This is a genomic window from candidate division WOR-3 bacterium (assembly GCA_013177935.1).
GTDB lineage: Bacteria > Hydrothermota > Tepidihabitantia > Tepidihabitantales > Tepidihabitantaceae > Tepidihabitans.
The window spans coordinates 215712-238451 of sequence record JABLXZ010000001.1 but is presented as its reverse complement, the minus strand read 5'-3'; the positions used below and the strand labels follow the sequence as shown (position 1 = coordinate 238451).

Sequence of the window (22740 nt, the reverse complement as noted above, 5' to 3'; positions counted from 1 at the left end):
TTACCTCCTGACTGACGACGTTAAAACTGACTCTTTAAAATCCTAAAATTCGCTCGCGCGTCCGATTAAAAATCCACCCCGAGTGTCAACCGATGGGACATTCCTAATCTTCCAAGATTCCGATATCCGTAATCCAGCCCAAGAGCAAGATTGGAACTTGGCTTAACCCGAAATCCCGCTCCAAACGAAATTCCGGTTTCCCAACGAAGGTCTGCTGCGTAGTTGACATCGGTGTTGAGTATATATCCACCCCGTAGTGCGAAGGCACCAGTTCGGTATTCCAGCCCGATATTTACTTTTTCGTTCACATCGTTGAAATGGTTTAAATCAACCGCCGCGGTCAGTGTGCTGGCATCACTGCTAAAGATATCGTAGGCAAGTCCCAAGCGGAATAAAACTGGCAACGGGAAGGTTTCAGTAAGATATGTCGCCGGTATCGGCTCTCTGGTCCAGGGCCATTCCCAGTCTGGGTCGTAAGTAAAGTTGAGTTGACTGCCTGAATAGTGCAAGTCTGGACCAAAATTGGCAATCACCATCCCCATTCGCAAATTCCGCCAGCCGGTGTTATAGTGTACTCCGAAATCAAACGCGATTCCGCTTGTTCCGACATTCCAGATTTTCTCCGAGACGAATTTAGCGGTTAACCCGAAGCACAATTTATCAGTAAACATTCGAGCATAAGAAATTCCCGCTGCGAGGTCCGCACCAGTAAAGGTTTTACCTGTACCTTGATACTCGTCAACTGTTGTTTCCTCAAACTGACCGAGTGAAAGCGCTGTAACCGAAATGCCAAAACTCCCCAGATTTGACGGCACAACCGCAGCAATGAACTCGTGGCTGATGTCGTTAATCCAGTCTATGTGATTCAAAACCAACTGGCGGTTGGGAACGAGTGCTAAACCCGCAGGATTCCAGTAAGTAGCTGAAGCATCATTCGCTATCGCCACAAATGCTTCTCCCATTCCAGTCCCTCGACCAACGCCAATCTTTAAAAAGGGTAATCCCGCCATACCAACTTTGGTGAAGGCAGCGAAGGCAGGTGCAACAACGACAAAGACAAGCGTGATAACTGTTAATTTTTTCCCAAGTTCCATATCAGCCTCCTTAGTAAATCAAAACAAACTTACCCGTCTGCGACCTACCATCCTCGGATTCGACATAAAAGATGTACACACCGGGGGCAGGTTTCTGGTGCGCTTCATTAAGTAAATCCCAGTCTTCGTCGCCCCCAAAACGTCCTGGAACACCACCTATTTCGGGTTTGGTTTCATAATGGGTGAGAACTTTAACAAGGTCGCCGGCAAGATTGTAGATGTATATCTTGCACCGTGCCGGTAGATTTATGAACTTTAACTTACGGAAGTCTCTGTGTCTTTCCCATTCATTCCGTACGAGATAAGGATTGGGTACAACCTTCACCTGCAACTTTTGGGCTTGTTCATCGGTAGATGCTGGAGTAAATGATATACGGAATCGACCCGCATAAGGTGCCGGAGATAGGGGTTTAGTATATACAATCCAGGTGTCTCCCGGGTCCGGTAACTGCAAAACAGGACTACCAGAACGAGGTCGGAACATCAACTGAGCACCGCAGATTGACATATATAGCGTCTGCCCAATCGCCAGCGTGTCAGCCGCGCTGTTTGCCGTCTGAAAACACCAGCCATCAGCAGAATCAACATCGCGCCGGAAGCGCATAAATCGGTAAGGCACCTCGATATCATTATCAAGGTCATAAACCTTAGCAGTTCTGCTACTCCCTTTTTCTTCCCAGACAATTCGGTAATGAGAACCTCGATACGCCCAGTGCGCCCGATTATTCGTTCCATCATCAAGAAAAGCGATTGAATCCACCGGATATGAACCGATGACACTCACTCGGTCAAAAAACTGGTAAGGAATCGAATCCATCTTTAACCTTACTGTAATTTGAGCCACCGGCATCCAGGCACGGACAGTATCAACTGAACTGTCACCTTTTTGAGTTATATCCGTGACGATTGAATCAAAAGCGGTCATCACCAAAACGATGGTGTCGGTTCGAGAATCAATTTTTACCGGGAAATCTGTAACCGGAACGATTGTGTCGGTTGCGTTCTTCAGAAGCAAATACCTGTAACGCGGTTGACGTAAAGTCGCATCGTAAACGGTTGGCAGAAATACCAACTGATAAGTATCAGGCTTTACCGCATACGGAACGACTCCTAATGGTTCAATCTTTATTTTTAGCCGACTATTACCTGCCACCTGCAACCAATCGCTTCCGGGAGGTACATAACCCGCTGGTGCAGTACGTGGAACCGCTTTGATACCAATTATCCCTGACTCAAGAGATAGCGTATCAGGTGGTACTGGAGGAGTTTGATTGGGGTCGCCACCCAGGTAGTTGATATCAAATGCGGTAACCGCATAGTAGTAAGGAAAACCGAGCCGGAGGTTACTGGAATCAATATAACAGTAAGCCAACCCCACATCCTGCGCCTTCGTGCGCAAAGATTCTACTACCGTAGTATCTTCAAACTTAATACCATCCTTTTTATCAAACTGGGCAAGGAGTTGCCAGTCGCCTGGTTGTCCGGTCCGACTGCGATATACCTTATATCCCTGGAAATCCTGCTCCACATAATAGGGATTCTGTAATGTAGGTGCCAGCGGGAAAAATCGGTCGCGCGCCTCTTCCGAAATATCATCCCACACTAAAGTCACTCTCCCATCTCCGGGGATTGCCGTAACATTAGGACCAGTTGGTGGTTCGGGCATTATCCAGTTATTGTCGTATGCCTGTTGGGCAGCTCGAGAGGCAACTGCTAAGTAATAGGGCCAGGTTGTCGGTGGACCGGTTCGGTCGGAACGTGCGGCGATAACTGCTACCGTAACAGTCGTTAACTCATTCGGCGCCAATGTTACGGGACCGGTCGCCTGCAAAAACCGTTTGTCGTCGGGTGCAGCATCGTTTGAATCATAAGGCACATAGGGATAAGTCGGGTCATTCCAGTCATAGCCGGCAAGGGCAAGATACTGCTCAAAGTCGTTTTTCGGGTCACCAGCAAGGATGAAAATCTGAAATGAACTCATCCCCACCTGTCTGCCTTCTGCCGGTTCGTCGATCAAGCCATTGTTGTTGTTATCGATACCGTCAAAGCCGTCTATCGAACCATCCGGGTTTTTTACATACGGGCTCTGAAGAAAATCAAACCCGACAAACCCACTTGGTGAAGCATCATCCGAATAGACATATCCCAGATTGTCGGCGTAAGCGGAATCCGTGCCACTCGCATTTTTGATATACTTATGCAGACACAATCCACACCAGTCATCGGTTGCGTTACCAACATCGGCATCACAGACGACCCCGAGATAAAGGTCCTTAAGTGTATCGGTACTGCGATTTCGCACATCCAGTTTAAAAAACACAATATCTCGATTCCAGGGCAAATTCCAGGAATATATCGTCTGATAAACCTCCACACCGATCGGTCGCGGCGTTCTTCCCGCAGTGTGATTAGCCGGGTCTGCATCATTAAAAACTGCCCAGGCATCTCCGGTTGAAACCGCACGTCGAGGTATATAATGGAAATAACTTGGTATCGTTTCATTGCCCAGCGGTATTTTTAACGGTGTAAGGACCGAATCCTGTAAAGATGAGGGAAAATCAGCCGGATTAGGCGGAAAATCTGGTGTAATGTAAACCCGTTCAAAAGATCGCGAACTGTATCCACTCCCCGCATTGTCATAGCAACCTGGGGTCATCTCTGATTTACCTGAATTGGGATTGTAGCCGTTAGAAACAAATGTGTCAGGACCAGCTACAGTTCTTTTGATACAACCAATCCAGATGCCCGCTCCATAAATATACATATCGCCCGAACCAGCGGGCCACTCTCCTCCGGAACGTCCGATACCATAACCAAATGTACCGTAATTTGTCACTGCGAGGTTCCATTGATTCTTCTGGTACCACTGGAAGTCGTATATCCGACGAGGCTTTGCAGGCGTAACTGCGGTGCGGGCAGAAACTAAACCAGAAACGGTAAGAATTATTATCAGAACTGGTCTCAACCTTTTCTCTCCTTTTGTCATAGTACCTCCTCCCTAAAACTCAAACACCAAGCCAACTTTAATCTGTCGGGGTGGACCATAGTTAACCGGATTGTTGACAAAGTCAAGATAAGCAAGCTTATATGCGATATACTCTTCAGTATCGGTAATGTAGCCATCATGATTAACATCCCGTACTGGATTGTACTTTCCGGTATTCAACAGTGTAACATCAGGGTCAAGGACCCAGTTCGCTGGTGAATAGGTTGCAATGTAGCCGTCATCATCAGGTAAACCGGTTGCTCCATATACCCACTGTACAACCTCGTTATCAAACAGGTTCGTAACGACGCAGGTTAATCCCAGTCTAAACTTGCCAACCTTTACATACTTGGCGGCATTAAGGTCCGCAGTAAATCTTGCTGGCATGCGAGCTGAGTTACGTTCTGCAGTTGGCCTTCCCGCGTTCAACCTCCGGACTTCGCGCGGCGTGTAAGGCAATCCTGAACCGTAGTTAAAAAGGAGCGAAGCATTAAACTGCCGAAGGAGAACTGACGCAAAGTCTTCAGGAAAGTCACAGCCGACGGAAATCTTTGCGTTGTGCCGTTCGTCAAACTCCAGAGCGTAATCCCGCCGCGGTGGCTCCATTTCTTCGCCGGTTACTGGGTCTACCCCATACCGATAACGCTCATAGTACCACTCGTAGGCATAAGAAGCAGTACCCCGCGCCAGCGATAACCCGTACGATACCCGAGCATTCCAGTAATTGGACTCCAGCTTCTGCAACCCGACTTCAAAACCCCGTATGTTACCATACTCTTCATTCACAATTGGATAGTAACCCATTGGCACGGCGGGTTGATAACGCACACCCATAAGGTCAAAAACATCCTTGTAATATGCAGTTGCATCAAATACCAGGACATCTGTAAGCTGCTGTTCCAGTCCCAACTCGTAGGCAATGGTCTGCTGTGCCCGTAAATCGACATTACCGATTATCTGATTGCCCCGGGCATAGGCAGCCGAAGAAATGTTGTCGTAAAGAAAGTGATAAGCCGGAGTCTGGAAAAAGTGACCATAACTAAATCGAAACTTGGTCTTTGTAGTTATCGGAAAAGATATGCCAACGCGCGGGGAAAACTTATACTTCTGCATCGCTCGAACCATTGTCGTATCCTCAATATCCGCTGGGTTTGCTCGTTTGTAAGCCTTCGGGTCAAGGTAATCAAGTCGGATGCCAAGACGAACGACTAAGTCCTCGAAGTCCATCCGGTCCTGAACAAAGAAAGCCGCTCCAATTGGACTAAAATCATATAGGTCAACAAACGGATTGGGGTCCCAGGGCAAAGAGTTGTAACGCCGGTGCAGGTAATTCTGGCGTAATTCACCACCGGCTTTTAACTCGTGCACCTTTCCAATATTGTGCGTAATGTCTCCCTTCAAAGTCCACACATCCGCCCAGTGCAGCTGAAAATACCGATAATCTCCAAAACCGTAGAACAGGTTGTAGACACCCCACGGGTTGTTGGTATTGGATTTTGACTGCTCAACATAACCCGGCATAGGGTGAAAAATAACCTCGGGGTCTTTACGCACTGTATCCTCAGCTTTAAAGATATAATCTTCCCAGAAACGCAATGAATAGTTGCGCTCGTTGGACTCGCGTTCGAGGTCACGAATACCAATCATTCGCTCATTGCCAAAATAACTCAATCGCAGGGTATATATCGTCGACTTGGTCAGCATATGGTTGGCAGAAACATTGAACTTCTTAACCCGTTCGCGGCGCGAAAGAAAATGGTCGAGGTTGTATTTAAATCCGAGGTGATTTTCGCTCTCCCGGTCATAAGGATAAAGCCCGTACTGCTCCCGTGCCACATAACCGTCGGTTGTAAGTTTCAACCCTTGGCCTAATGGGAGTGAGTAGGTTATCTTCCCGGTCACTTTATAATCCTGTCGCTCCTGATGGGGCAATTTATAGCGCATTGGATTATAGTCATCGGAAAAATAAAGCTCGCCCGAAACGAAGTAACGCAAAGGCTTTAACCCAAAAAGCGGGCCGCCGATTGATGCCTCATAACGATTATCACCGAAATTCAATGGCGCCGGAAATATTTCGTCGGTTGTCATTCGGAACCGACCTTGCATAGTTTCCCGACCTTCTTTGGTAATGACCTGAATAATTCCGGACATCGCCTCACCGTACTCGGCATCAAAACCGCCGGAAATTACCACTACCTCAGCCGTTGCTTCAGGATTGACCCGTGCCGCTTGATACCCAAATAACGGGTCTGAAGTAGCAACACCGTCCACATAATACATCACCTCATCGGGCCTACCACCACGCAGATGCTGACCGTATGCCGGGCTGGTAACAACACCGGCTTGCAACCGGACAATGTCAGCAAGGGTTGCAACCGGCATCTTGGTAAACTCTTCGGTCGTTATATACCGGCTGGTGGTTGGGTCGGTACGTACTATTGCCTCCCTTTTCCCTTTCACCTCTACTACCCCCATTTCCACCGTTCCTGGAGAAAGGCGAAAGTCCTCTTTAATTGTCTGGTCAACCATTACCAGAACATTGGAACGCCGCTGGGTTTGGTATCCCACATAAGAAACCACCAGTGTTTGATTGCCGGCAGGTACATTGCTGATAAGATACTCTCCATTGATGTCGGTTGCCGCGCCCAGCATTGTTCCCTCAACAAGTACATTCGCACCGATAAGTGGCTCCCCGGTCTTGGCATCGACAACCCGACCCCGAATTCTTCCTGTTTCCCCTGCTTGGGCAATGTCCAGCAATACAAATACAAGAAATAACCCAATTATCCTCTTTGTCATCTCTCCTCCTTATTCTGGTACCACCTGAACTGGTATCGCCCAGACACACCCTTTATATTCCGCATCGGGATAAAGTAAATTTGAATAAGGGATAACCTCGATGTAAATATGTTGGTAACCGGTATCGGCCGATGAAAATCTAAACGCTCCAATACCTCTCTGTGCTCCAACCGTTATCTCTTGCTTCTTCCCTGCAGTCGTCAAAAAGAATCTGTTCTTGTCCGCCACCGTGTCCTGAGGTGTGCTGGTAACTACGGTTACATTTATTTCCTCATTGACCCGCACCTGATAAAGTGAATCAAGGTGTTTTAAATTAGTTAATCCTCTTCCATCGAGTCGCGGTGCAAAGAAAATTGTATCCACTCTTCCCGGTCTACTAAAAACCACTCTCGAGATTTGGGGAGCCTCTTCCGTATTGGGGATGCTCGCATAAGCACCACTGAGTTTTACCACATAATAGTACAAGGTGTCTGGAACTGTATCCCGTCGCAGGAAAACCCAGCGGTTAGCTGCCCAGCTGTAACTCTTCATCCCTAACTGGGTCGTTGGAAACCCTCGCTTCTCCACATAACTAACCTTCTGTACAATAGTGGTTTCAGGCGGTGTTTTTGTAGTATCAATAATCGTATCAGGTCGAAAACCGATAACCCAAATGGTGTCAAACTCATAATGTAATTGGCATGCGGACATTGAATCCCGATAAATCACCTGACAAAAAGTATCGGTCATACTAACCGTATCCGCGGTTACGCCAAACTGATAAACATTGACCTGGATGGTCTCGGTAGGCTCAACCCACGCCCTGAGCAGATGGGCAACTTTATAAATCGTATCGCCGGTCCGCGAGCTGCTATCCTGGTAAGTAAGACCCACCTTAATATCCAAGCGATAAGTGTCTTCGACAGCATAGAAAAAGTTCAGTAAACCGCGCCAAGGTTCAAGCGCCTTATTGACTGCAATCGAATCCTCCGCTGTCCACCAGGGCCAGCGTGGTGGTGAAGTTCTACCGCAACCAGAAAAAATGAGCAAGCCGATGAAGATAAGTCCGGCTGCAACAATTCCGGACTTTATCTGCCAGAAACAAAACTTTTTTCGTATCATTTTACCCCCTGCTCTTTTGTAATAATGGGAAGATTGCAACTCTATCCCCCGGCGATGCTGAAAGAAAGCGGGGGTCCGAATTAATCGGACCCCCGCAATCGGTATTTTACCGAACTACCGTCAGCTTCTTCGTCACTGAAGAGTTGCCGGTAGTGAGAGTATAGAAATAAACCCCAGCCGCAAGATTGCTGTTGTTTAGATTGAAGGCGTAACGTCCGGCAGCGCGGTATCCACTGAACAGTGTCTGAACTGGCCGACCCGCCGCATCAAACAGCGTAAGAGTAACATTTCCTGACTGTGGTAGCGCATAAGAGATAACCGTTCGGTTGGAGAATGGGTTTGGATTTGCGCTCAGTTCCAAACGAGTGGGCGTTCTTGCTCCTTCTGCAATGCCGTAAGGCACGCCAAGAGACTCAACTGGCACCCACTGAACCACAAACGGGTTATTGGTAGAATTACCCTCTCCCTGTACAATAAACCCTGCCTGCTGGTCGATTTCATACACAACGGGCATATAGCGGGCGCCATTCATATCCACCATCTTGTCCGCAACGCAGGGGAATCTGCAAGATGCGGTACCCGCCTGAGTCAGTTTAACCGCTGACAACCAGGTATTACCGCCATCTGTAGATGCCGCAGCAAAAATGTCCGCCCTGAGCACACTGGTTACCGGTTCTACATTGGACGAGTCAAACTGCTCCCAGGCAACATAGAGATTGCCATCACGGTCCTGACCAATGCTGGGACGGCAGGCATATGCGGCATTGTAACCAACCCCCGCCTGAAGGTTCATCGGGTCACAACCGGCACGATGAATCTTTGACCACTGCGGCGTATTATCCGGACACCAGTGCCAGATTTCCGCAGGTATGATGTAAAGTGTTTCTCTAACACTCGGGATTATTCCGGCAACAATGTGAAGGCGGTCCTCAGCATCGTACCACGGGAAAAGTGATGTAATATGGAAAGAAGCAATTGTATCACCAGAATATGCCGGCGGCGGAGTAAGTTCGATCGGGTCTCCCCAGGTTGTGCCGCCATCGGTGGAAATTCGGTAGTATGCTGGCTCATATGGCGCGCCTTCTGAATACACCCAGGTAACGCACACCTTCTGACTCACCTTGGAAGCGGCGATGTTATGGTCAGGAAACATCGGGTCAGGCTGTGAGCCTACAATGCTTACCGGTGACTCCCAGTTGCACCAAGTTGGAACACGGGTGTAGTACAACTGGTCGGTTGTCGCTGCATCAATCAAAGCACAGTGTACAACCTGCTGACCGTCGATGGAAATCGGGGGCCATTGATAGGCATCGCAGTTGGGCTCACCACGGCAGAAGTCAAAAATTCCGGTCCCTGGGGCCATATCCTTACCCAGAACCGGAATTAAGTTCCCGCTCGAGCCGGCAAGATGAGCGGTGAACATCGCCACTCCTTCTACCGGGTCAGCATCAAGATGACCGAAGCCAGAGCGTGCCGTATAAACACCGACACCAGATGCCATAAAATCCGGGTCAATCCAGTTCCAGGCACCAGCAGTATAGTCGTAGAAGTTGTAGCGCATATTCCTATCAGGCCAGGGGTTCTCTGATGCCGAAAACATCCAACCCACATGGAGTCCATAATCCAGTGAGTTTACAATCGTACGGTAAACTGGTCCATTGAACTGCCAGTCGTAAGTTGTTCCGCCGACGGTATCTACAATACCTACCGTGTAGATTTTTGCGGTCGGTGCTGTCGCCTGTCTGTTTGGCACAAGTGCACCTGCAGACCCATTCACCTGCGCCGGTTCCTGAGGTAGAACCGTGACTGGCTGGAGGTTGCCAGCAAAGACAAGCGCTGGCACCAGCACCATCAGGATATACATACTGCGCATACACATCCTCCTTGTTTTGAGTTTTGGCTTTTTGCCATACTAACTACTTATTATTTATCCACCCCTACTGCAGGGTAAAGCGGTAAGGAATGGACACCCACACCCGCACCGCCTTATCCCGCTGTTTCGCCGGGGTGAATTTCGCTTTGTATGCAGCTTCGACTGCCGCCGCATCCAAAGACTGATTTCCCGAACTCTTAATTATCCGTGCTTCAATTATCGAGCCGTCAACATCAACCAATGCTTCCACTACACACTGTCCCTCAATTCCGGCATTTCTTGCCAAATCAGGGTAAACCGGCTTAGGAATGTTTATCGGATTTGGTTTTACCTCTACTTTCCAGAAAGCGACAACAGGAATATCGGTCTCCTCAGTTCTTTTGGTCACCTCGGTAAAAGTGGTCGCCTCAACCGTGGTGGCTTCAACCTCGGCTTCACTGGTTGCTGCGACTGGAACCGAAGGTTTTGCTACCTTGGGCGGCTCAGCGATTTTTTCCAGTACCGGTGGCAAATTCTCCATCACCATCTCTACCGAACGTCGCAGTTGATAAGGTTTTACCACAAACTCTTTGGGTAAAAGTAGAAAAGCACAAATCGCAATGACCAATGCTGCTATTAGTGCAACCCGAATCGCCACCGCATAGTAGCGTTCCTCAAACTCCAAGGTTGCAATATTTCTGGTAGTATCGTTCATCATCCACCTCCTCCTTTAGCATAACTCGTAGCAAATGTAACCTTAAACGCTCGCGCATCCTTTAATGCCTCCAGCACATCGGTGACAAATCCGTATTTCACATCTTTATCCGCCTGAAGAAGAACTACCAGTTCTGGATTCTCAATTACTTTCTCGCTCATTATCGCCGTGATCATCGCTGGATTAACCAGATTATCCTGAATCGTCATTCTACCGGTCGCATCTACCCACACTGCTGCCACATTGCGCCGTTTGAGAATACGCTCCGTCATCTCCGCCTGCGGTAAATTTATCTTCAATCCTCGTTCGGTGCGGAAATGGGTAGCAACCATAAAGAAGATGATTAATAGAAAGGCGATATCACCCGTAGAAGCGGTAGGGATGTTGGGTGAGGCAATCTTTCTTTCCCCAATCCGTTTCACTGCCCACCCCCTTCTTCCTGCACCGGAACCAAACTAATACGCTCAGCTTTGGCAATTTTCAACTGGTCAAAAACCTCAACCATTATCTGATAGGGAGCAGACCGACTAACTCTTAATGCCACCGCCAGTTCAGGATTTTTGTCCAGTTCTTCCCTGACCAGGGAATGAACCTCCGGGACATTCACAATCCGGTCACCAATCAAAACCTGTCCTGTTTGATTGACCGCAACCGTGAGGATGTTTTCGGACTTAATCTTCGTTTCTGCACCTTTTTCTGGAAGTACGATTTTCAACCCCTTTTCGCGACTGAAGATACTGGTTGACATAAAGAAAATCAGTATCAGAAACGCAATATCACCGGTGGAAGCAGTAGGAATGTTCGGCTCACTCGAACCTCTTGTCCGGGGCCGCAAACTCAATGCCATTCTTACTCCTTACAGACACCACTTTTGGTTACGAGATAGTCCATCAACTCGCTCGCCGCGGTCTCCATATCCCTTAGATAGCCGTTTATTCGGCTTGAAATCAAAATATAGACGATTGACAGGGGTGCGGCGATAATCAAACCCCACTTCGTGGTAATCAGCGCTTCGGCAATACCGCTGGAAACAACCGTTGGGTCAACTTCACCAACTGCGGCAATCGCCTTAAAGGCGCTAATCATCCCGGTAACGGTGCCGAGAAAACCAAAGAAAGGCGCAACCGTAGTCAAACCAGCAAGCAGTGCCATCCCGCGGTCAAGAAAAGCCAGTTCAGTTGCTCCAGCACGAACAATCGCATCTTCCATCACCGTCTTACCTTCACTGGCTTTCAGTAGCGCCGCCTTTAAAACCTTGGCTACCGGACTGGGGGTTTCGTCGCAAAGTTTCACACCAGCCTGGATGCCGTTTTGGTCGATTGTCTGTAATAACTGCTGGCTGAACTTTTTGACATTCACCCGCATCCGGATGAATATTGTAAACAGCCTCTCCAGCGTCAACGCGATGCCTAATACGGCACACGCCAGAAGAAACCACATTATGCCGCCGCCATCTTTAAATTCCTGTATCATTCTGTATCCTCCTTAGGTTTTGTATATATGCCTTCTTAATTTAATCAGCAGCACACTTTAACTTTAATCAAAATTATCCCTATGTCAAGCAACTTTTTAACCCTGATATCCGCAAATATTCATCAAGTCCTGCCCCGGTGCTTATGCTGCACAAGTACCCAGGCACTTCATCTAAAAACGGATAAATTTGACAGCAATGCTCAGTTTATTTAATATCCTGTCATCAATTGGCAATTTATTACAATCGGAGGAAACAGATGAACATACTGGAATCGGGAATCGGTGAACTTTTTCAACCCCCGGACCCGGATGGCTTCCGGGAATGGGTTCACAAACACAAAAATACCAGAATGGTTTCAAAAGTGATGAGCGAACAGGAGGCGATAGCCCGCCTTGTTAAAGATGGCGACTACATCGGCACTGAACTTTACGGTACTGTTCGGGGCCCAATGTCCTTGATTCGCGAATTGGTACGACAGGGGAAAAAACACCTCCGGGTCGCAGGTCAGGGAATCCATGAAATCGACCTCCTGCTTGCCGCGGATATGGTTGACGCCCTTGACATCACCTATATCGGCTGGGAAGTGTACGGGATATCGCATATTTTACGCCGTGCCGTGGAATCGGGCCGGGTAAAGACCACCGAATGGTCCAATGCTGCCATCTCCTGGCGATTCAAAGCTGCGGCAATGGGTGTTCCATTTATCCCGGTCCGTTCAATGCTCGGCACCGACACCTTAAAATATTCTGCTGCCAAAGTGGTAGAAGACCCCTGGACGGGCAAACCCATCTGCCTTCTTCCCGCACTTTATCTTGATGTCGGATTCATCCATGTGCATCAGGCGGATGAATTTGGAAATTGCCGGATTGAGGGTATTTCTGGATTTGCCTTTGAACTTGCCCGGGCATCAAAAACCCTGATTGTATCAACTGAAGAAATCGTGCCCACCGAAGAAATACGGCGTTATCCGGAAAGGACCATCCTCCCCTACTATCTGGTCGATGCGGTTGTTTTAGCAAAATACGGCTCTCATCCCGGCGAGATGTGTTACCGCTACTGGCGGGATGAAGAACACCTTCTTCAATTTTACAAAGACTCTGCCGACCCCGAGAAAACCCGTGCCTATCTCGATAAATGGGTTTACGGATGCAAAAATCACGATGATTATATCGAGAAAGTTGGGATTGAAAGGTTAAAACAACTGGAAAAAATGATTGGAGGTCGTTAATGGCGAGATACAATGAAACTGAATTTCTCATCTGCCTCGCTGCCAGCCTGATGGAAGACGGTGCAACCGCCTTTATCGGTACCGGGATACCGATGCTTGCTGCCGCTCTGGCAAAAAAGACGCACGCCCCGAACTTAGTGGCGGTATTTGAGTTCGGCGGAACCGGCGCCTCACTGGAACGACTCCCCCTTGCGGTTGGTGAATCACGAACCTTTCACAAAGCGGTTGCTGCCTCAGGCATTTGTGACATTATGGAAACTGCCCAACGCGGTTTTATTGAATACGGCTTTCTCGGTGCGGCGCAGATTGATATGTATGGAAATCTGAATACCACAATAATCGGTCCCTACTGGCCACCAAAGGTACGCCTTCCTGGTTCAGGTGGTGCTAACGATGTCGGCTCCCATTGCTGGAAAAATATCATCATTGTTCGTCAACATGACACCCGGCGTTTCGTTCCGAAAGTTGATTTTCTAACTACTCCGGGATATCTTACCGGTCCGGGGGCACGGGAAAAAGCCGGATTGCCACCGAATACCGGACCCTATCGCGTCGTGACCAGCCTTGCCCTTCTTGACTTTGAGCCGGAGTCCAAACGCATGCGCCTGATTGGACTGAACCCGAATGTTACTGTCGAGCAGGTAAAACAAAATACCGGCTTTGAACTGCTCGTTGCCGACCATCTTATCACCAATCCCGAACCTACCGACGAACAGTTACGGATTCTGCGGGAAGAAGTTGACCCGGACCATTATTATATTTAAGAAAGGAAGCCGGCATTGATTCTTTCAAACAACCACCAAAAGTTTCAAAAGGAAATCCGGCAACTGGCGCAGTCGGTAATCGCACCCCGGGCAAAAGAGTATGATACCAGCGGCAAATTTGTTCAGGAAAACATCCAAACCCTGGCATCAGCTGGCTACCTTGGCATCCCCTGGCCCAAAGAACTGGGTGGAATGGGCCTTGACTATCTATCCTATGCAATTGCAGTTGAGGAAGTGTCCCGCGTCTGCGCCGCAACTGGCCTCACCCTTGCCGCTCACACATCTCTGGGCACATATCCTATTTACAAATTTGGCACTGAGGAGCAGAAGAAAAAGTTTATTCCGCCGCTCGCCCGTGGCGAATACCTCGGCGCCTTCGGACTGACCGAACCCAACGCCGGCAGTGACGCCGCGAGTATCGAAACCAGTGCCCGAAAAACTGAAAAGGGGTATATCATCAACGGTTCAAAAAGGTTTATCACCAATGCTGCCTTTGCTGGCACGGTTGTCGTTGCCGCAACCCTTGACCGTAAATTGGGCCGCAAAGGTATCACCTGCTTCATCGTAGAAACTAAATCCCGTGGCTTCACCGTTGCCAAAGAAGAGAATAAAATGGGCTTGCGGGGCTCAAATACCGTTGAACTGGCGTTTGAAGACCTGTTTGTGCCTGAGGAAAACATCCTGGGTAAAGAGTACGATGGCTATCGGATATTTATGGAAACTCTCGACGGCGGCCGAATCTCAATCGGTGCCTTCTGTCTCGGAATGGCACAGAGTGCGCTTGATGCCTTAATCGGTTGGGCAAAAAGCCGTGAACTGTCCCAGCAGGCGGCAAAAGCGCTCGCTGATACTGCAATGGAGGTTGAAGCGGCACGACTCCTCGTTTACGATGCCGCATTAATCAAAGATGCCGGGGTCCGGGCGGATAAACAGTGCGCCTTTGCCAAACTTTTTGCTTCGGAAGTGGCGATGCGTGCGGTCAACACCGCAATCGCTACCATTGGTTTCCCGGCTCTGACCCAGGAGATGAATTTAAATCGGGTGTACCGGGATGCCAAACTAGGCGAAATCGGTGAAGGCACATCCGAAATAATGCGGTTAATAATTGCCAAAGAGGTATTAAAAGAAGTATAGGAGGAACAGATGGAGTTTAATTTAACCGAAGACCAGATAATGTTACGCAATATGGTGCGCGACTTCGCAACTAACGAACTTGAACCCAAGGCAGCCCAACTTGATGCCAGCGCCGAATTTCCACACGAGACGATAAAGAAACTGGCAGAACTCGGGCTTCTGGGGATGACCATTCCCGAACAGTACGGTGGCAATAAGTTTGACTTTGTCTCGCTCGCGATTGCGATTGAAGAAATCTCCCGGGGTTGCGCCTCCACCGGTGTCATCACCGCTGTTCACAACACTCTTGTTGCCTGGCCCATCGTGAACTGGGGAAGTGAAGAACTCAAACAAAAGTATCTCCCCCGCATGGCTACCGGCGAAATGCTTGGCGCATTCGGTTTAACCGAAGCCAATGCCGGCAGTGACCCGGCTTCGATGGAGACAAAAGCGGTGCTAAAAGGAGATAAATATATCCTCAACGGCTCCAAGCGATTCATCACCAACGCTGGCGCTGCCCAAATCTTCATCGTCTTTGCGAAAACCGCACCGGAACTTGGCAGTAAAGGCATAACCGCATTCTTGGTTGAACGTTCTTTCCCGGGCTTTTCGCTTGGAAAACACGAGGACCTCTTGGGACTCCGGGCAACTGCCAACTGTGAACTCATATTCGAAGACTGTGAGGTCCCAAAAGAAAATGTCCTCGGTGAACTCAACGCCGGCTTTAAAGTGGCGCTGGGTACCCTTGATGTCTCAAGAATCGACATCGGCGCCCAGGCGGTCGGGATCGCCCAAGCGGCTTTTGAAAAGGCGCTCGCCTACTCCAAAGAACGAAAACAGTTTGGTAAACCCATCTGCGAATTTGAAATGATTCAGGCAAAACTTGCCGAAATGGCAACCAAAATCGCGGCCTCTCGACTCCTGGTTTACTATGCGGCATTTCAGAAAGATGCTGGCAAACCGCGCTTCAGTCAGGAAGCGGCGATGGCGAAACTTTTTGCCGCAACGACCGCAGTGGAAGTTACTCGAGAAGCGGTTCAGATTCTCGGGGGATACGGTTACACCAAGGAGTATCCGGTCGAACGCCATTACCGCGATGCCAAGTGTATGGAGATTTACGAAGGCACATCCGAGATTCAGCGGATTGTTATCGCCCGGAATCTCCTTGCATAAACTACAAAATTGGAAGCCTCAAACAATTAGAATAACCGGCAAGAAATAAGCGCGCCTGGAGGGATTCGAACCCCCGGCCATCGGATTAGAAATCCGATGCTCTATCCAGCTGAGCTACAGGCGCATCGGGGAGACCCGATTTGAACGGGCGACCCCCACGTCCCAAGCGTGGTGCGCTAACCAGCTGCGCTACTCCCCGTGGTAAAACTATAAACCAATCCGTTAGTTTTGTCAATTGTAAACCTGACACTCTTACCCGTTAATACTCTTCAGATACTCGATGACTTGACGAAGCGCTCGGGCGCGATGGCTAATTTCATTCTTCACTGCCCACCCCAATTCGGCAAAGGTAAAACCGTAACCTTCCGGAATAAATATCGGGTCATAGCCAAACCCGGTAATACCGCGAATCGTATGGGCGATTTTACCCTCACACACCCCCTCAAAAAATTTTTCTTCTCCTTGCGGGCTAATCAGACACATTACACACCGGAAACGAGCAGTGCGTTTCTCGTACGGCACCGCAATAATCATCTCCAGCAGTCGCTGATTGCGTTCTAAATCGGTCGCTCCCTCCCCACCGAATCGTGCCGACATTATCCCTGGTTTCCCACCCAGCGCATCTACCTCAAGTCCCGAATCCTCGCCCAAGACCCACATCTTGGTCAACTCAAATGCGGCGCGTGCCTTTTTGTAAGCATTCGCCGCGAAGGTTTCGCCATCTTCCTTAACTGACAAATCCAAGCCGATGTCGTTAAGACTGATTGCCTCCAAGCCGGCTTGTTCGCACAGATATTTTACCTCTCGAAACTTCCCCTGATTACGAGTTGCAAAAAGCAACTTCATAGGAACCTTTTTCCTTTTTCATTCTTACCGATTTCGCTGAGGAGTTGTTTCAAACCATCCAGCGCATCCCGACGCGCCACTAACACCGCATCACCGGACCGGACAATAACCAGATCATTGATACCAAGACCAGCAACGACTCCTTCATCGGAATATACGATGCAGTTTTTGCTGTCTTTTTGGAACCACAACCCAACCGCAACATTACCATTTTCATCTTTTGGAAAATGCCGCTCAAGCGCCTGCCACGACCCTACATCATCCCAGTCAAATTCCGCTTTAACAACCGCCACATTTTCGGCTCGCTCCATTATTGCATAGTCAATCGAAATTGAAGGCGCTCGCTTGTAAAGTTGCTTTACCGCCTGTTCCTTATCTCCGGCTGTCCAGCGTCTCTTGAACTGGAGCAACGCCTGGTAAAAGTCGGGCATATATCGCTTAAACGCATCAAGAATCACATCCACCCGCCACACAAACATTCCGGAATTCCAGAGATACTCGCCGCTGCTCACATATTTCCGTGCCGTCCGTGCATCCGGTTTTTCCTTAAAGGCAATTACCTGATGGACAGACCCGCCGGCATCCTTCATCACCTGTTTGCCAAAATGAATATACCCATAACCCGTGTCCGGTCGCGCAGGCATAATACCAAATGTCACGAGATAGCCCTGCTGTGCCGCCTTGACCGCCAGTTTAACCGACCTGAGAAACGACGCCTGATTTGCAATCAAATGGTCCGCCGGTAAAACCACCATCACCCCATTCGGGTCGAAACTGGTGATTGCCGTTGCCGCAAAACCAATTGCCGGCGCGGTATTTTTACCTACGGGCTCCAGCAGCAGGTTCGCCTTTTTAACCGGTAGTTCCTTCTTCAACAGCGCCGCAAACCGTTCGCCGCTAACGAAAAACTGCCTTTCCAGCGGACAAACCTTTTTTATTCTTTCACTTGTTGCCCGCACCATTGAACGATTACCGAAAAGCACCATAAACTGCTTGGGCAAATCGACCCGGCTCTTGGGCCAGAACCGTTCGCCTTTACCACCACACAAAATTACCGCGTAAGTACCCATCTTACCTCCTGCCAATACTTTTCAAATACGCGCTTACGGTAAACCCGCCGATTCGGGTGCGAATCACGACTGGCAGTCTCCTTTTGTCCTGAGAAAGAAAAACTGCTCCCAACGGACCCTGCGTTCGGGGCGATATTACCAAACAGTTAAATCCGCCCAGCGGTGTTTTCACATACTGTGTCCCGTTTACAACAAAACATATTCGCCAGTTACGCCGGTCAATATGGGCATTTACAATCCGGCTATCGCCCTCACTCCAGCGCAAACTCCGGAGATAAAACCACAAAGAAAGCATATCCCGGGCTGAGTCGCTTAAAGGAAACCGAACGCCATCCGAGTAGCGGACAAAACCCTGTTCGGGAAAGTAATCTGCCCACCATTCAGCCTTGTAATTCCTCTCCCGGGTCTTTTTATAAGAACGCACCGTAACTTTATCATCCTTGCGACACCAGCTTTCCAGTTGATAATTTGCCCAGAAAACTAACGAAAGTGCCCGGTCAATCTCAACCTGTGCCTTTATATGCGACAACGAATCCGCGCCGCTACTGTCTAAAGGCTGATACTCCATAACCATTGACCCGAGCACAACCGGACCGTACTTAATTTCATACTCCAGCCGTTCCGTACCGGTTGATAGCACCAGGAGCAAAACCGCAAGCACCACTGCGAATAATAAAAATCCTCACTAACAAGTCAAGGATAAGAATCTGTTGACAAATAAAAATTTCCCGGCATCGTTAATGGGAAAGGAGTCAAACGATGAATAAAAACCTTGACATCAAAACAATCTGCGTTCATGCCAGTTCACCCGAAACCGCACCCGGTCCGGTTGTCTGTCCGATTTATGCCACATCAACCTTTCGCTTTAAGGATTTCGAGCAGGGCGCGGACCTGTTTGCGGGCAAAACTACGGGTTACATATACTCGCGCATGCTCAATCCAACGGTCGAACTCCTTGAAGACTGTCTTGCCCGCCTTGAACAAGGTAAAAAATCGCTTGCCACCGCTTCAGGAATGGCAGCAATTCAAACCTTAATTGGTGGTTTACTTACCAGTGGCGACCACATCATCTGCTCCGAATCGGTTTACGGACCAACCGCAACATTGATTCAAAACTACTTCAGCCGGTTCGGGATAAAATCAACCTTTGTTGACTCATCAGACCTCAACGCGGTTGCGCAAGCCTTCCGACCCGAAACCCGCCTGGTGTTTATTGAAACCCCGGGTAACCCTACGCTCGTTGTTTCCGACATCGCTGCCATTGCCGATATCTGCCACAAAAAAGATGCCCTGCTTGCGGTTGACAACACCTTTGCCAGTCCGGTTCTCCAGCAACCATTAAAACTGGGCGCTGATATCGTTGTTCACTCAATGACAAAATTTCTCAATGGCCACGCCGATGTTGTCGGCGGAGCAATTGTTGTCAAAGATGAAAAACATTATGACCTACTCCGCAAGACGCTCAATCACTTTGGTGGCGTACTTGCGCCCTTTGAGGCGTTTCTTGTTTTACGAGGAATAAAAACCCTTGCCCTGAGAATGGCACGCCACTGCGAAAACGGTCAACGCGTCGCCGAATTTCTGGAAAAACACCCCAAAGTTGAATGGATTCGTTTTCCCGGACTTGCCAGCCATCCCCAGTACAACATCGCCCGAAAACAGATGTCTGGCCCTGGTGGGTTGATAAGTTTTGAACTCAAAGGCGGTTTTGAAGCGGCTCGCCGTTTGTTAAACGCGACAAAACTTTTCCTGCTTGCCGTTAGCCTGGGTGGTGTCGAAAGCTTAATTCAGCACCCGGCATCAATGACCCATGCCTCAATGCCAGCCGAGATTAGAAAACAGGCAGGCATTACCGACGGCTTAATTCGGCTCTCAATAGGCATTGAAGACGCCCAGGACCTCATCAACGACCTGAAACAGGCGCTTGACCAGGTATAGTCAAGGCATAACCAAACTACGCCATTATTAACCAGATTATTTGGGGAATATAGAAAGACAAGTTGCCTTTATATTAAGTGTTACAACATTTTGTTACAAATTGTATATTCTTCTAAGATTAACGGCTTAAAACATCTACCTTCGCACTACCCTCAAAAAGAAGTTTTCAAATAGTTTCGCGCCATTTTCACCCGACCTTTCCGGATGAAATTGAACACCGAAAAGTGGCAATTCTGGGTGGCGTATTGCCTCCACCGGACACGATTCAGAAATCGCGCCAATCTCCCAGCCAGTTTTCACAATCGACTCCGGGGTCACAAACTCCTGATGGCTCTCGCGCATTGTTGTTTCTGGAAAAAGCCCGAAAAAAATCTCCCACTCCCTGACGACTTTAATTTTTTCGTCGCGCTCAATCAAGATGTTACCTTTTTTAACCTCTGCTCCGAAAGAACGGGCAAGTAACTGATGTCCAAAACAGATTCCGAGCGTTGGCAGTTTTAAACCACGTACAAACTCAACTACTTCTGATGGTAGCTCCTGCTCCGAAAGCATCCATTGCGAACCGGAGAAAACAACCGCATCAACACCGTTCAGATTGTAATCGGGCTTGAGTTCGGATATCACGATTTCCGCAACCTTTGAATACCGTGCGCAGAGCGCGCGGTAAAAAGGCATTCTTGTTTCGGGCTTTTCCTTGTAACAGTTAACCAGTAATGTTCTCATTCATCACAAAACCGGCTGATACACGCATATGCTTCGTGATGATGAATCGACTCAAAACTCTCCACCTCCACCTCATAACCGGTAATCAAAGGGTGTTCATTCAACCGCTGGGCAACGCGGCGTACGACATCTTCCACAAACACCGGATTCTCATACGCCTGGTTGGTTAGATGCCTTTCATCCTCCCGTTCCAGAAGCGCATATACCTCGCTGGAACCGCACTCCTCAAGCAGGTCGATTAAATCTTCCAGCCAGAGAAAACCCTTAAACTCAACCACCGCTCTAATCTCAGCGCGTTGATTATGTCCTCCTTTACCAACCATCTCCTTAGAACAGGGACAAAGGGTTGTAACCGGCACCGCCACTCCCAGCCGTAATCGGAACTTGTCTTTCAGACTGGCGTTTATCCAGCAACGGTAATCCATCTGCGCCCGGGCGCCCGAAACCGGTGCCTGCTTCTCCACGAAATAGGGAAACTCCATCTCAAGATGAGCCGAACTGGCACCGAGTACCTCCCGCATTTCCTTAAGAATCGTACCGATTTTGTGCACATCAATCTCGCGGTGATGACGATTCAACACCTCGACAAACCGCCCCATATAGGTGCCCCGCTGACCGCGCGGCAGGTCAACAAACATACTGATAGTAGCAATTGTATGCTGCTGCCGGTGTGCCTTGTCAAGGAGAACAATCGGGTACCGTAACCCCTTGACACCAACCTTGTCAATCGGCACCGAAGATTCGGGCGTTCGCCCGCGCAGGTCGTCCATTACTCAACCATACTGCCGCTCTATTGCGGCCAGCCCAGTTTCCCTTCCTGATGCCGCTTACCTAAAACCTCCAGCATATCTTTGACCATTGCCTTTAGGTCGTAATCCGGTTTCCAGCCCCACTCCTCTCGTGCCGCGGAATCGTCAATTGATTCGGGCCAGGAGTCAGCAATCGCCTGCCGGAAATCCGGTTCATAGGTAATCTCGAACTCCGGAATGTAACGCTTAATCTCTGCCGCCAGTTCTTCGGCGGAGAAACTCATCGCCGTAACATTAAAGTCGCAGTGATGCTTTAACTTTTCCACCGGCGCCTCAGCAAGCATAATCGTCGACTTGATACAGTCCGGCATATACATCATTGGCAATCGGGTATCGGCACGCAGGAAACATTTATAGCGCTTAAACTTAATCGCCGCATAGAAAATTTCCACCGCATAGTCGGTAGTTCCACCACCCGGTAGGGTAACATTGGAGATAATGCCGGGATAGCGTAACCCGCGCACATCAAGCCCGAACCGGCGGAAATAGTAATCACCTAACAACTCTCCTGCCACTTTGGTAATACCGTACATCGTGCGCGGCTTGAGAATCGTCTCGTTAGGTGTATTCTGCCGCGGGGTTTCCGGTCCAAAGACCGCGATTGAACTGGGCACAATCACCCGTGCCATATTGTGCTCCCGCGCCACTTCCAGGACATTGTAAAGCCCGTTGATATTAACATCCCACGCCAGTTGCGGGTTTTTCTCGCCGGCAGCAGAAAGAATCGCCGCCAGATGGAAAATGGTATCTATATTGTGCTTCTTAACAACCTCCTCAATCGTCTCTCGCTTCGCCACATCGATGAAATAAAATGGACCGGACTCCAGCAACTCCTTACTGGGCTGGGTCTTTCTGCCCGTGGCGATAACATTTTCCGCACCATAGCGTTCCCTCAGTGCCAGGGTCAGTTCCGAACCAATCTGACCTACGGCACCGGTAACAAGGATTTTCTTCATCTCTCTTGTTTTACTCATCATTTTCTCCTTTCCGATTGGATTAATTAAATCTTTTACAAAATATTAACCACCGGAAGATAAAATGCAAGTATAGACAAC

20 protein-coding genes and 2 tRNA genes are annotated in these 22740 nt (G+C 49.0%); 5 read left to right on the top strand and 17 right to left on the bottom strand.

The features are described from left to right. Positions 1–65: 65 nt before the first annotated feature. The 9 genes from HPY86_01135 to HPY86_01095 all read right to left on the bottom strand — a co-directional run bounded on the left by HPY86_01135 (position 66) and on the right by HPY86_01095 (position 12020). The gene (locus tag HPY86_01135; GenBank protein NPV13522.1) at positions 66–1094 is read right to left on the bottom strand and encodes a PorV/PorQ family protein; all 1029 of its coding nucleotides are present in this window, start codon (positions 1092–1094) and stop codon (positions 66–68) included. Positions 1095–1104: 10 nt separating this feature from the next. Next, positions 1105–4080 carry a hypothetical protein gene (locus HPY86_01130; GenBank protein NPV13521.1) on the bottom strand — a complete coding sequence of 992 codons (2976 nt, stop codon included), beginning with the start codon at positions 4078–4080 and terminating at the stop codon, positions 1105–1107. Positions 4081–4092: 12 nt separating this feature from the next. Then, positions 4093–6879, bottom strand: coding sequence for a TonB-dependent receptor (locus tag HPY86_01125; GenBank protein ID NPV13520.1), 2787 nt, complete (start codon positions 6877–6879; stop codon positions 4093–4095). 9 nt (positions 6880–6888) lie between these two features. Further along, complete coding sequence (locus tag HPY86_01120) at positions 6889–7980, bottom strand: hypothetical protein (protein NPV13519.1); 1092 nt, start codon at positions 7978–7980, stop codon at positions 6889–6891. A 106-nt stretch (positions 7981–8086) separates the two neighbouring features. After that, positions 8087–9853, bottom strand: a complete 1767-nt coding sequence (locus tag HPY86_01115; protein ID NPV13518.1) for a T9SS type A sorting domain-containing protein — start codon at positions 9851–9853, stop codon at positions 8087–8089. Positions 9854–9917: 64 nt separating this feature from the next. Then, the gene (locus HPY86_01110; protein ID NPV13517.1) at positions 9918–10547 is read right to left on the bottom strand and encodes an energy transducer TonB; all 630 of its coding nucleotides are present in this window, start codon (positions 10545–10547) and stop codon (positions 9918–9920) included. Continuing rightward, positions 10547–10969, bottom strand: a complete 423-nt coding sequence (locus HPY86_01105) for a biopolymer transporter ExbD (protein NPV13516.1) — start codon at positions 10967–10969, stop codon at positions 10547–10549. Before HPY86_01105 ends, HPY86_01110 begins: the two co-directional genes overlap by 1 nt. Further along, positions 10966–11394 (bottom strand): biopolymer transporter ExbD, encoded by a 429-nt coding sequence (locus HPY86_01100; GenBank protein ID NPV13515.1) that lies wholly within the window; start codon positions 11392–11394, stop codon positions 10966–10968. The genes HPY86_01105 and HPY86_01100 overlap by 4 nt, the downstream gene beginning before the upstream one ends. Before the next feature lie 2 nt (positions 11395–11396). After that, on the bottom strand, positions 11397–12020 hold the full coding sequence (locus tag HPY86_01095) for a MotA/TolQ/ExbB proton channel family protein (GenBank protein ID NPV13514.1): 624 nt from the start codon (positions 12018–12020) through the stop codon (positions 11397–11399). Between the two features lie 257 nt (positions 12021–12277). Between HPY86_01095 and HPY86_01090 the strand changes: the two genes are divergently transcribed. From HPY86_01090 to HPY86_01075, 4 genes are read left to right on the top strand one after another with little or no spacing between them, the layout of a single operon-like run. Continuing rightward, a complete protein-coding gene (locus tag HPY86_01090) occupies positions 12278–13249 on the top strand; it encodes a CoA transferase subunit A (protein NPV13513.1) in 972 nt (323 codons plus the stop codon). Beyond that, on the top strand, positions 13249–14013 hold the full coding sequence (locus tag HPY86_01085) for a 3-oxoacid CoA-transferase (protein NPV13512.1): 765 nt from the start codon (positions 13249–13251) through the stop codon (positions 14011–14013). The genes HPY86_01090 and HPY86_01085 overlap by 1 nt, the downstream gene beginning before the upstream one ends. A gap of 15 nt (positions 14014–14028) precedes the next feature. Further along, the gene (locus HPY86_01080; protein ID NPV13511.1) at positions 14029–15147 is read left to right on the top strand and encodes an acyl-CoA dehydrogenase; all 1119 of its coding nucleotides are present in this window, start codon (positions 14029–14031) and stop codon (positions 15145–15147) included. Positions 15148–15156: 9 nt separating this feature from the next. Beyond that, complete coding sequence (locus tag HPY86_01075) at positions 15157–16299, top strand: acyl-CoA dehydrogenase (GenBank protein NPV13510.1); 1143 nt, start codon at positions 15157–15159, stop codon at positions 16297–16299. Between the two features lie 50 nt (positions 16300–16349). Here HPY86_01075 and HPY86_01070 read toward each other — a convergent pair. The 5 genes from HPY86_01070 to HPY86_01050 all read right to left on the bottom strand — a co-directional run bounded on the left by HPY86_01070 (position 16350) and on the right by HPY86_01050 (position 18876). Next, positions 16350–16423 (bottom strand) — tRNA-Arg (locus HPY86_01070). A 1-nt stretch (position 16424) separates the two neighbouring features. After that, a tRNA-Pro gene (locus HPY86_01065) sits at positions 16425–16498 on the bottom strand. Between the two features lie 53 nt (positions 16499–16551). After that, positions 16552–17145 (bottom strand): RdgB/HAM1 family non-canonical purine NTP pyrophosphatase, encoded by a 594-nt coding sequence (gene rdgB / locus HPY86_01060; protein NPV13509.1) that lies wholly within the window; start codon positions 17143–17145, stop codon positions 16552–16554. Next, entirely contained in the window at positions 17142–18215 is a 1074-nt protein-coding gene (locus HPY86_01055; GenBank protein ID NPV13508.1) for a mannose-1-phosphate guanylyltransferase, read from the bottom strand. The genes rdgB and HPY86_01055 overlap by 4 nt, the downstream gene beginning before the upstream one ends. 1 nt (position 18216) lies before the next feature. Then, positions 18217–18876: a DUF3108 domain-containing protein gene (locus tag HPY86_01050; GenBank protein NPV13507.1), complete on the bottom strand. Its 660-nt coding sequence runs from the start codon at positions 18874–18876 to the stop codon at positions 18217–18219. Positions 18877–18974: 98 nt separating this feature from the next. Here HPY86_01050 and HPY86_01045 point away from each other — a divergent pair, with 98 nt between their 5' ends. After that, positions 18975–20153, top strand: a complete 1179-nt coding sequence (locus HPY86_01045) for an aminotransferase class I/II-fold pyridoxal phosphate-dependent enzyme (GenBank protein NPV13506.1) — start codon at positions 18975–18977, stop codon at positions 20151–20153. A 135-nt stretch (positions 20154–20288) separates the two neighbouring features. On the opposite strand, the gene HPY86_01040 is transcribed toward HPY86_01045, so the two are convergent. From HPY86_01040 to HPY86_01030, 3 genes are read right to left on the bottom strand one after another with little or no spacing between them, the layout of a single operon-like run. Next, positions 20289–20876 (bottom strand): C26 family cysteine hydrolase domain-containing family, encoded by a 588-nt coding sequence (locus HPY86_01040; GenBank protein ID NPV13505.1) that lies wholly within the window; start codon positions 20874–20876, stop codon positions 20289–20291. Next, positions 20873–21646 carry a GTP cyclohydrolase I FolE2 gene (locus HPY86_01035; protein ID NPV13504.1) on the bottom strand — a complete coding sequence of 258 codons (774 nt, stop codon included), beginning with the start codon at positions 21644–21646 and terminating at the stop codon, positions 20873–20875. Before HPY86_01035 ends, HPY86_01040 begins: the two co-directional genes overlap by 4 nt. Positions 21647–21666: 20 nt before the next feature. After that, a complete protein-coding gene (locus tag HPY86_01030) occupies positions 21667–22641 on the bottom strand; it encodes an L-threonine 3-dehydrogenase (protein ID NPV13503.1) in 975 nt (324 codons plus the stop codon). Positions 22642–22740: the final 99 nt, after the last annotated feature.